Source organism: Candidatus Poribacteria bacterium, assembly GCA_021295715.1.
In the GTDB taxonomy this organism is placed as follows: domain Bacteria; phylum Poribacteria; class WGA-4E; order WGA-4E; family WGA-3G; genus WGA-3G.
This window is the reverse complement of sequence record JAGWBV010000036.1, coordinates 1-10,105: the sequence shown is the minus strand read 5'-3', so window position 1 is coordinate 10,105 and position 10,105 is coordinate 1. Positions and strand designations below refer to the sequence as shown.

Here is a 10,105-nt window from a genome sequence, read left to right as displayed (position 1 = left end):
TCAACTTGGTGGAAGTGCAAGCCGTCTCTTTCGGCTATACTCGCACACCACTGAAAGAAGGTGCTCCAAGACGCATCGGAAATGCTCTTGCTGAGGTGTTTGTTCTTTACCATGTTGGAGGTGTTTAGATTTTCAGCGACCAACACATTATTTTTCTGATGGTGGTAAAGTTTGTAAACGAGTTTACCAATAAAGTCTTTGCGTCTGTTGACTGTTCGCTCATGGTGTAAAGCAAGTTTGTGGTGTTGTTTCTTTCTCCGATTGCTGCCTTTTTTCTTACGCGTAAGGTCTTTTGAATGTTTTCGGAGCAATCCTTCTGCTTGACGATACCACCGCGGGTTGTCCTCTTTTTCGCCTTCAGAGGTCGTCAAGTAGTGGGTCGTGCCAACGTCAACTGCAACAGCGGCAGTCGGTAAACGATATGGGCATACCACCCCGAGGCTTTCTTGACGATCGTGACTTCTTTCGGGTCGCCTTGAAGGGGTCGGTGCATGCGTATCTTGACTTCGCCTAACTTTGGCACTTTCAAGCGATTGTGTCTAAAATCGGTTTCTATGATTGGATTCTCACGAACGCGTATCGTCTGTTTGTCAGGGTCTTTCGTCTTTTTACGAACGACTTTGGTATATTTGCGCAGAGACCACGTGAGAGAACGGACACGCTTTTTGTGGCGAGGATACCCTTTCTTAGGAGCGTTCTCCTTACAACGCCTGCGGAAGTTCGTAAAAGCCTTATCGTTACGTCTGAGAGCGTGGTTCTGAAAATCTTGGGGGACTTCGCGGAAATCGTCATACGTCTCACGCGAGCGACACAAAAGTACCTTCCGTCTCATACGCAACGAGTCTATCGTGGCGAGCGGAGTTCTGAAGGTCGCAAAGGTGTGCCAACCACTTTTCTAATATTCTTTCTTCTGCCTGTGTCGGGTACACAGGATACTTAAAGGTTAATCTCATGGTGTATCGTATATCGTGCTTTTATCCGCTTTCCAGTGGGAGGCAGACACGTTACCAAGCGGTAACGCTGGAAATGTCTGCCAACACGATACATCTATTAAACCATAATTTGCTAAAATGTCAAGTGTTTTTTCAAAAGAAACGCTATGGACTCACATACGAGAGCGGTTTTTCCTCCCAACGCTAAAGCATTGGGATTCCAAAACCGACTATTCCTTTGAAATTTTTGTCCCTTCATGCTAAACTTAGGTAAATCTTACGAAAGACGGTGGATCGGAAATGAGCACAAAAGCACATATCATCGACTTTGAGAAACAGAACCCTATTGACCGAGGCACTGGTGTGAAAACTGTCCCATTAGCTGGTAAATGGATTGATTCCACGTCACTCACCAATGGCATAACAATGTTTGATCCCGGTGCAGCAATCGCACGCCACTATCACAACTGCGATGAATCCGTTACGATTCTCGAAGGCGAAGCCTCTTGCGAGGTTGATGGTGCAGTCTTCACCATGAAAGCCTTTGACACGACATTCGTCCCCGCGGGGATCCCGCATCGGTTTTGGAATGAGAGCGATGCCCCCATGAAAATCCTATGGACCTACGCTTCTGTCAGTGTGACCCGCACCTTTACAGAGACAGGCGAAACCGTGGAGCACTTATCACCGGGCGATCAGGCGGTTGTCAAATAACAACAACTGAGGAGGCTTAAAATGTCCGTTCAAACCTATATTAAGGACAATCAAGCCGCGCTTTGTGTGTTGCTTCAGGAACTCGTTAGGATTCCGACTGTCAACCCACCCGGCGAAAATTATGCCGAAATTGTTGGACTGCTGGAAACGAAATGTCAGGCGTTGGGAATGCAGACACAAATTGCCGAGGTCCCCACGGAGCGTGCTGAACAGGTTATCCCGAATGCCGAAAGTCATCCACGGTTGAACCTCATTGCCCGTTGGGATATCGGGGCAGAGAAGACCGTACATTTCAACGCACACTACGATGTAGTCCCTGTTGCAGGAGACTGGCGTTTCGATGATCCATTCAGTGGTGAAATTGATGGCGATTGGCTTTACGGACGCGGCTCCGACGATATGAAAGATGCCATCGCTGCACTTCTGTTTGCAATTCAGGCTGTCCAAGAGACTGGCGTCAAACCGCAGTTCAACATCGAATGTTCGTTCACCTGCGATGAGGAAACCGGCGGCGAGTTAGGCGCGGGATACGTTGTTGAAGAAGGATTAGTTCGTGCGGACTACGTCGTCAATTGCGAAGGCGGTTCAGAGATGAACATCGGTAGCGGGCATAACGGTGTCCTCTGGTTAGAGGTTGAAGTCCAAGGCAAAGCGGCGCACGGCGCACAGCCAGATAAAGGAATAAACGCCTTTGAGAAGGCCGCTGAACTTGTAACGGCACTCCAGCGGGTTAAACGAAATTTGAAATCACCGGAACGCGCATTTAAACTCCCGGATGGTAGTGACCGTTATCCAACATTAAATATCGGTGGAACATTCCGTGGAACCGATGGTGATAAAGTTAACACTGTTCCAGCGCGTGTCACGTTCTCAATTGATCGGCGGATTACGCCGAACGAGGAACTCGAATTTGCCGAACTCGAATTGCGGGAAGCGATTTCTGGTGCCTGCCAATACTATCCCGATTTGGTGGCAGAAGCGAGAGCCATCTTGCGAATTGAACCCTGTTTGACGAATACTGATTCGCCGATCGCGCAAGCCTTCGCTGATGCAGTGCGCACAGTCCGTTTCAATCGCCCAAGATTTAAGGGCACTACCGGTTTTACAGACTTGCACTATTTCGTCAATACAGGCTTACCGGGCGTTGGCTACGGACCAAGCGGCGAAGGCGGGCATGCCATCAACGAGCGCGTGCATATTCCCGATCTGGTCAGAACCTCCGCTATCTACGCTACCTTCATGACCCGCGCAGAATTATAGTCTTGGAATGAGTCGGTGCAACCCAAAGTCCAGCATCCTTTGGGTTGGTATTTACTCACCGTAGATGTTATGATTTTTGTATCATATTTGTGGACTATTGTGGAGGAAATCTTACTATTATGATTATCAATCGGCTTATTGCAAAAAACTGGCGGAACTTTCGGCAGATTAATGTTCCACTTCGGGAGCGTCAGTTTATCGTAGGTCCAAATGCTTCAGGCAAATCTAACCTACTGGACATTTTTCGATTTCTCCGAGATATTGTCAAGATGGACGGTGGCGGGTTTCAAAAAGCAATCAGTGACCGCGGCGGTGTTTCCAAAATTCGGTGCCTATCCGCGGGGCAAGACTCGGAGGTTGCTATCGAAGTTCACATCTCGGACACACCAGATGCTCCCGCCACGTGGCGATATAGTGTGGGGTTTTGTCAAGCGGATCATGGAAATTGTCAAGTTCATCTCACACATGAACGCGTCTGGAGAGAGGATGAACCCCTTCTTGATAGACCTGATGCAGACGACAACGAAGATCCAGACCGCCTTATCCAAACCGCACTTGAGCAGAATGCTGCCAATGCGAAATTTCGAGAGATTGGACGATTTCTTCGTAGTGTTACCTATCTCCATCTGGTTCCACAACTCATCCGTTTCGCCGATGTGATTCAGGGCAAGGTCATTGAAGACGATCCGTTTGGTCAGGGATTTCTCGAACGAGTCGCGAGTGTGCATCCAAGTACCCGCCGTGCTCGCCTCAAGAGGATTGAACGGACCCTCAAAATTGCTGTCCCGCAGTTTGAAAAATTGGAATTTATTCGTGACAATAGAGGTCGACCACATTTACGAGCACATTATTCCCACTGGGGTTCAAATGAAGAAGGGCAGCACGAAGACCAATTTTCGGATGGAGTCCTTCGACTTATTGGACTCCTATGGTCTCTTCTCGAAAGTGACTCAATAATATTGTTAGAGGAACCTGAACTCTCTTTAAACATAGGTATTATTTCTCAACTCGCCCCTTCTATCTCTCGCCTGCAAAAAAGTCGGGGATCTCAGGTGTTGGTTAGCACGCAAAGCGATAACCTTCTTATAGAACCCGGTATTGATGGTACGGAAGTACTTTTACTCATACCTGAAAAAGAAGGAACTGTTGTCAAGATTTCGTCTGATATTGATTACATCCGAGCCCTTCTTAAGGCAGGTCTCACGCCCGGTGAAGTCGTGCTAACCAGATATCCAGAACAATCGAGCCTATTAGAATGAATCTGAATAATGTGATTCTCGCAGTTGAGGATAGACTCAGTGATGCAGTGGCGACCAAAATTCTTGAGAAGTTTGGTGTTAAAATCGTGAAAAGAATCGGATTTCAAGGTAAATCGGATCTTGAACGAAAAACTTCTGAACTCAACCGAGCAGCCAACGGTATAACCGTGTTTATGTTGACAGACTTAGACTCGCCCCGGGATTGTCCGCCGAGACTTATTCGCTCATGGGTTAAAGGCATTCTCAATCCAAGATTTTGCTTTCGTGTGGCAGTTATGGAGGTTGAATCTTGGGTGATGGCGGATCGGATCGGATTGGCAGCTTTTCTATCTATCCCCTTGCATCGAATTCCATCGCCGACGGACAACGTCTTGAATCCCAAAGAGTTCCTTGTATCGCTTGCCCGAAGGAGTAGAAAGAAAGCGATCCGTGCAGCATTGGTGCCAGCACAAGATGCAATACTCAGCGTAGGCAATGAATATAATACACTTTTGACCGAATTTGTCCGAGAACATTGGGATTTAGAACGTGCTGCTTCTGTGTCGCCAAGTTTAAAACGAACATTGGACCGAATCAGTCAAGAAAGAAATGCAAGTACTAATCAGTGAGCAAAAAATTTCAACGCCACATTGAAGATTTCATCTGTGCACATTGTAGTGCCTCCGTCAGTGGGAACGGCTACACCAATCACTGTCCAGAATGCCTCTGGAGTCGGCATGTTGACGTGAACCCCGGCGACCGAGCCGCGTCCTGTCGCGGCTTGATGCAACCGATAGATTTTACGATAAAACACGGCGATTATATCCTAACCCACCGCTGCACAACGTGTGGTATAGAGAAAAAAAACAAAACATCAGAAAATGACAACTTCGAGGCAATCCTGAGCCTACAGGGAGAATTAAACAATGTCTAAAAAAGGAATCCTCGCAATTATATCTATCTTTATTGCCGCTATCGCTGCCATCGTTCTGGCGATGGTCCTTGCTTCGACTTCAGGAAAACTTGAATATGCACTAAAGGAATTGGCTGCTATGTATACCACCTTGGAGAGAACTGAGACCGCCAAAACCGATTTGGAAGGGAAGTTGGCTGAAACCCAAACTATGCTGGAGGAAACGCGTTCAGAACTCAATCAAACACAGGAAATATTGCAGAATGCAAGCGAAGCCGCTCGAAAGATTGCTGCTGAACGGAATGCACTCCAGCAGGATAAAAGCGCGCTTGAACGCGAAAAGGAGAGTCTCCGCGCAAAACTGGCAGAGATTGAATCGGAATTACAACGGATTCGGGTCCAGTCGCAACGTTCAATTGTTGCTATTCAAGAGAAATTTAAGGATACAGTCGGCGCAGTGTTAGATGACGAAGGGAAAATTCTGTTTGAGACAGGCAGTGCGATCCTGAGCACGGAGGGAAGGGCACTTCTTGATGCAATTGCTGAGGAAGTCCTGCTAAATACGAATTATGCGGATTATGCCGTGCGGGTCGAGGGACATACTGATGATGCCCCCATTGGTGGTTCTGAGCTTCGAAACTGGAATCTTTCGACAGAACGTGCAATCGCCGCCGTAAAATACTTACAGGTACATGCGAAGGTCGATGCCCAACGCTTGGCAGCGACAGGATACGCTTTCTACCAACCGATAGATACTGCTGATACACCTGAAGCGAAAGCCAAAAATCGAAGGATCGAAATTATACTCGTGCCACCCCAAGATTTCTTATCCGAACTACTGACATCACTCCAAAAGGTGATGAAATCTATTGAGACAAGGGAATCTCAGTAATTGCTACTGTCTCTTTTGTTGAGAACCCCCTGAAACAGCGCGTTTCGCTTCGGCGGCAAGTTCTGCCGCGCGTTTAATCGACTGTCTCATTTCATTAATCTGGTCGACCAATCGCTCGTTTGTCCACGAAACAGCGGCAAGATACCTTAATTCGTCTGGTCTATTCAAGGTCTCAGCACCAAGGGCAACCTGAAGTCCGTTTCGGGTGATATACCGTATCCCCGCGTTCACACCTGCACCATCGAATTCCAAGTTCAAGGTGATGTCGCCTCTCGCGAAAGCCGGTTGAAATTCTTTGCTCAGCCCCGCGAATAGACCGATAGGGCTTTCTCCCAAAGCGAACCTCTGTGTACCGACACCGATGTGCCCAGAGAACTGGTGAATTCGTGGCAAATTAAAGGTTTTGCTGACGGCGAAAAACGCGGACGGATTTTCATTCTCTTCTGTTTCCGAGGTCCCTGAAAAAAGTTTGGTGCTAAGCGTCTCAACCCCTATCGCCACACTCGGAATTACGCCAACCTCTTGCTCTTTTAAGAGTTGGATCTTTAGGTTTAGAGTCCGCTCGGTGGATGGTTCGATGTCGTGTTCATTCCATACATGTTTTAACCCGACTTCAACCCGGTCAAACAGTCCGAAGTTAAGGCGAACCGCAGCAGCATCGCCCAGGTTTGTAGTTGGGCGATTCATCGCTCGTTGTTGGAAACTGAGATAGGTACCTGCCCCAAATATCCCGTGTTTCAAAACTCTACCTGTTGGGACGTCCACCAATCCGCTCTCTATAAATATTTCGCCGCTAACTGGGTGAGAAATCGTGATAAAGGCAAGCAGGAGCAGGAGGGGCAAGATTTGGTGTTTAACCATTGGTGTTATTCCATATACCGAATGCCAGAAGGTGTGCCGATGATGATTTTGTCAGCGCGATTGACAAAGATCCCATTCTCCACGACACCCGGAATATTGTTCAGTCGCAACTCAATCTCCTTCGGCGTGGGAATCCCATCAAAGTGGCAATCAAGGATATAGTTCCCGTTATCAGTAATAAGTGGATGCTGGTTTCCGTCTTGTGCCGATGAGAGGCGTAACGTTGATTTTCCACAAATTCGATTGACTTCGGTTTGCGTTGCTTCCCATCCGAACCGCACAATTTCGACAGGAAGCGGAAAAGTTGTGCCGAGGACGTATGATACTTTGCTTTCATCGACAACAATCAATATTTCTTTCGATGCGTTGGCGGTGATTTTTTCTCTGACGAGGGCTGCACCGCCACCTTTGATGAGGTTAAGGTCTTTGTCAACTTCATCGGCACCGTCAATCGTCAAATCAATGCTCGGATGGGTGGCGAGCGTCGAGAGTGGTATCTGCTGTGCTTTTGCAATTTCTTCGGTGCCTGCGGAGGTGGGAATCCCGACGATAGCAAGTCCTTCCCGAACCATTGCACCAAGTTTCAAGAGCGCGTAGTAAACTGTAGAACCTGTCCCCAATCCGACAACCATGCCTGACCGGACGCTCTCTGTCGCTTTTTCTGCAGCGATTTTTTTCTGGTTTTCTGTGTTCATGATGCATATAAGTTTAACAGAAAATCGTGTTGAAATCAAGGGATAATCTGACCTCGGTAGAAGGGTCTCCGAATCCCGACGCTTGACTTCTATTCTTCTGTAGGAGCGAGTATTTTTGCTTGGGCGTTCCCTTTCTTTTCCCCATGCTCGCGATCTTGCTGACCGCTGACGGTTTCCGACACCTGACCGCTAACGATTTGACTTATTTCGTGGATTCTGGTACAATAACCGTTATGAGGAATAAGATTCGCCATAGCCAATTGGTAGTTGGGCAATTAGTCGCCGAACCCGGAACCCGAATAGACGGACATATCAAGGTCGGCAGTATGCCTGATGGGACGGCTGTCCGATTGCCTATTGTACTCATCAACGGGAGGTACCCCGGCAAAACATTCTACATCCAAGCGATTAGCGACGGAGATGAACTCAACGGAATCGCCGTTATTCACAAAGTGCTCTCTACAATCACACCAGAGCAGTTATATGGGAAGATTATCGCTGTCCCGCTCGTCAACTTCCACGCGTTCCATACGAAACAGGCACTGAATCCCGTGGACAACCGCAAAATGAACCGCTGTTTTCCCGGTAGACGCGATGGAACCTCAAGCGAACGGACAGCCTATCACCTCTTTCGGCGCGCTATTCAGCAAGCCGATTACTGCCTTGATCTGCACCAAGGTGGGGTCCATCCAATGATTGACGAGGTCCGCGTGCGTGTTGACGAGAAACACACACTTCACGGTGCCTGCCTTGAACTCGCACGAGTTTTCGGTATAGGACATATTCTCAATCAACAAGGACCCGAAGGACAACTCGCTCAAGCGGCACCAGAGATCGGTATTCCAACAATTGATCCCGAATTAGGGGGCACCCACGGATGGGATACAAAGAGCATCGAGAAGGGGGTTCGCGGCGTGCTCAATGTGCTACAGTATTATAAATTCATTGCCGGAACACCGCAGATTCCTGACCGTCAGATCGTTGTCAAAAAGTTTGTACCCGTCCTCAGCAATGAAGGCGGATTTGTCTATTACAAAGCGGAATTGTATGAACAACTTGCGATGTATCAACCCATAGCAGACATCTGCGATGTGTTTGGCAATGTCCGGGAGTCTATCCGCGCACCAGTCGATGGTGTTTTCTGGGCAAAACCCATCTATCCAATGGTCGCCAGCGGTGGTATCGTCGGCAAAATCGGCACACCAATTGAATATCTCTAAAGCAGGACTTACGCATACTAATCTTTTGTAGCATGACCTGTTAGGTTGGGCAGTCAAAACTTGTACGCCGCAAGGTAAAAATTAAAATGTGAGGAGAGAACAGCTTGCATAAGCAGAATCGCGAAGCCTTTATCGAAAAAATGGGACGTGGCGGGGTCGCTATCTTCGCCAGTACACCCCCCGCAATCTGGAATCACGACACCGAATATAATTATCGTCCGGATCCGAATTTTTATTACCTTACGGGGTTTGAAGAGCCAGAGTCGATCTGTGTTATCTATATCCTGTTCGTTCGTCCGAAAGATAAGCAGGCGGAAATCTGGAACGGTAAACGCGTTGGGGTTAAAGACGCTCGTAAACGCTACGGGGCAGATAAAGCCTATCCGATAGAGAAATTCAGTGAGAAAATCGGGAAATACCTACAAGGTGCCGAGCGGCTTTATTATACTCTCGGTTCCAATGAGGATGTTGATACTGAAATTCTCGCCCGTTTCACGCAATCTGTCAGGTCAAGAATCCGATCTGGCAAGGGATTCAATACGCTTGTTGATCCGAGTCCTATTCTCAGTGAACTGCGGTTAATCAAAAATGAAACCGAATTGCAACGCACCCGGCTGGCGACAGAGATTACCGTAGCCGGGCACGTCGCCGCGATGAAAGCGGTTCGACCGGGATTGTATGAATATGAACTGGAAGCTCTCGTTGAATCTACGTTCCGTATGAACGGGGCAAACGGCATCGCCTTTCCCACTATCGTTGCGAGTGGCGGAAACGCAACGACGCTCCACTATACGACCAATGACTGCCGGATTGAAGACGAAACGCTCGTGCTTATTGATGCAGGGGCGGAATATGGTCGGTACGCTGGTGATGTGACTCGTACCTTCCCGGCAAACGGCACCTTCACTGAAGCGCAAAGGGAAATTTATCAGATTGTTCTTGACGCACACTATGCCATTATTGATTCTATCCGTCCAGGGGTTTCCATCGACGAACCCCACCAAAGGTCGATTGAGTTGTTGACGGAGGGTATGCTCAGTCTGGGTCTGCTCGAAGGCAAAGCGAAGAAATTGATAAAGAAAGAGGCATATCGGCAGTTTTACATGTACCGGATCGGACACATGCTCGGTTTAGATGTGCATGATGTCAATTGCGTCCACGAATCCAACGGCGATTTCAAAACCTTCCAACCCGGAATGGTGATGACAATTGAACCTGGACTCTACGTTGCTGAGGATACTAAGGATGTCCCACCGGCGTATCTCGGTATCGGTGTCCGCATAGAGGACGATATCCTCATCACAGAGGGCGGTTGTGAAGTCCTGACAGACGGTGTCCCGAAAGAGATTGACGAAGTCGAAGCACTTGTCCAAGCGAGAA

The 10,105-nt window shown here is 48.2% G+C and carries 12 protein-coding genes; 8 read left to right on the top strand and 4 right to left on the bottom strand.

What is annotated here, in order from left to right:
• Both J4G07_10585 and J4G07_10580 read right to left on the bottom strand, forming a co-directional pair.
• Positions 1-434 (bottom strand): transposase (locus J4G07_10585; GenBank protein ID MCE2414444.1); only part of this gene is annotated, 434 nt, incomplete at its 3' end.
• Entirely contained in the window at positions 368-832 is a 465-nt protein-coding gene (locus J4G07_10580) for a hypothetical protein (protein ID MCE2414443.1), read from the bottom strand. The genes J4G07_10585 and J4G07_10580, both read right to left, overlap by 67 nt.
• A gap of 400 nt (positions 833-1,232) precedes the next feature.
• On the opposite strand from J4G07_10580, the gene J4G07_10575 reads away from it, so the two are divergent.
• From J4G07_10575 to J4G07_10550, 6 genes are all read left to right on the top strand, one after another.
• Positions 1,233-1,646, top strand: coding sequence for a cupin domain-containing protein (locus tag J4G07_10575; protein ID MCE2414442.1), 414 nt, complete (start codon positions 1,233-1,235; stop codon positions 1,644-1,646).
• A gap of 21 nt (positions 1,647-1,667) precedes the next feature.
• On the top strand, positions 1,668-2,906 hold the full coding sequence (locus J4G07_10570; protein ID MCE2414441.1) for an ArgE/DapE family deacylase: 1,239 nt from the start codon (positions 1,668-1,670) through the stop codon (positions 2,904-2,906).
• A gap of 119 nt (positions 2,907-3,025) precedes the next feature.
• On the top strand, positions 3,026-4,165 hold the full coding sequence (locus J4G07_10565) for an AAA family ATPase (protein MCE2414440.1): 1,140 nt from the start codon (positions 3,026-3,028) through the stop codon (positions 4,163-4,165).
• Complete coding sequence (locus J4G07_10560; GenBank protein ID MCE2414439.1) at positions 4,162-4,773, top strand: hypothetical protein; 612 nt, start codon at positions 4,162-4,164, stop codon at positions 4,771-4,773. The genes J4G07_10565 and J4G07_10560 overlap by 4 nt, the downstream gene beginning before the upstream one ends.
• Positions 4,770-5,078 carry an RNHCP domain-containing protein gene (locus J4G07_10555; GenBank protein MCE2414438.1) on the top strand — a complete coding sequence of 103 codons (309 nt, stop codon included), beginning with the start codon at positions 4,770-4,772 and terminating at the stop codon, positions 5,076-5,078. The genes J4G07_10560 and J4G07_10555 overlap by 4 nt, the downstream gene beginning before the upstream one ends.
• Positions 5,071-5,949 carry an OmpA family protein gene (locus J4G07_10550; protein ID MCE2414437.1) on the top strand — a complete coding sequence of 293 codons (879 nt, stop codon included), beginning with the start codon at positions 5,071-5,073 and terminating at the stop codon, positions 5,947-5,949. The genes J4G07_10555 and J4G07_10550 overlap by 8 nt, the downstream gene beginning before the upstream one ends.
• 3 nt (positions 5,950-5,952) lie before the next feature.
• Here J4G07_10550 and J4G07_10545 read toward each other — a convergent pair whose 3' ends face one another.
• Together J4G07_10545 and rpiA are read right to left on the bottom strand one after the other, a co-directional pair.
• On the bottom strand, positions 5,953-6,810 hold the full coding sequence (locus tag J4G07_10545; protein ID MCE2414436.1) for a YjbH domain-containing protein: 858 nt from the start codon (positions 6,808-6,810) through the stop codon (positions 5,953-5,955).
• Between the two features lie 5 nt (positions 6,811-6,815).
• The gene (rpiA, locus tag J4G07_10540; GenBank protein MCE2414435.1) at positions 6,816-7,505 is read right to left on the bottom strand and encodes a ribose-5-phosphate isomerase RpiA; all 690 of its coding nucleotides are present in this window, start codon (positions 7,503-7,505) and stop codon (positions 6,816-6,818) included.
• A 119-nt stretch (positions 7,506-7,624) separates the two neighbouring features.
• On the opposite strand from rpiA, the gene J4G07_10535 reads away from it, so the two are divergent.
• Positions 7,625-8,725: a succinylglutamate desuccinylase/aspartoacylase family protein gene (locus J4G07_10535; GenBank protein ID MCE2414434.1), complete on the top strand. Its 1,101-nt coding sequence runs from the start codon at positions 7,625-7,627 to the stop codon at positions 8,723-8,725.
• 104 nt (positions 8,726-8,829) lie between these two features.
• Positions 8,830-10,105, top strand: a 1,276-nt coding sequence (locus tag J4G07_10530; GenBank protein MCE2414433.1) for an aminopeptidase P N-terminal domain-containing protein, incomplete at its 3' end; no start/stop codon positions are given.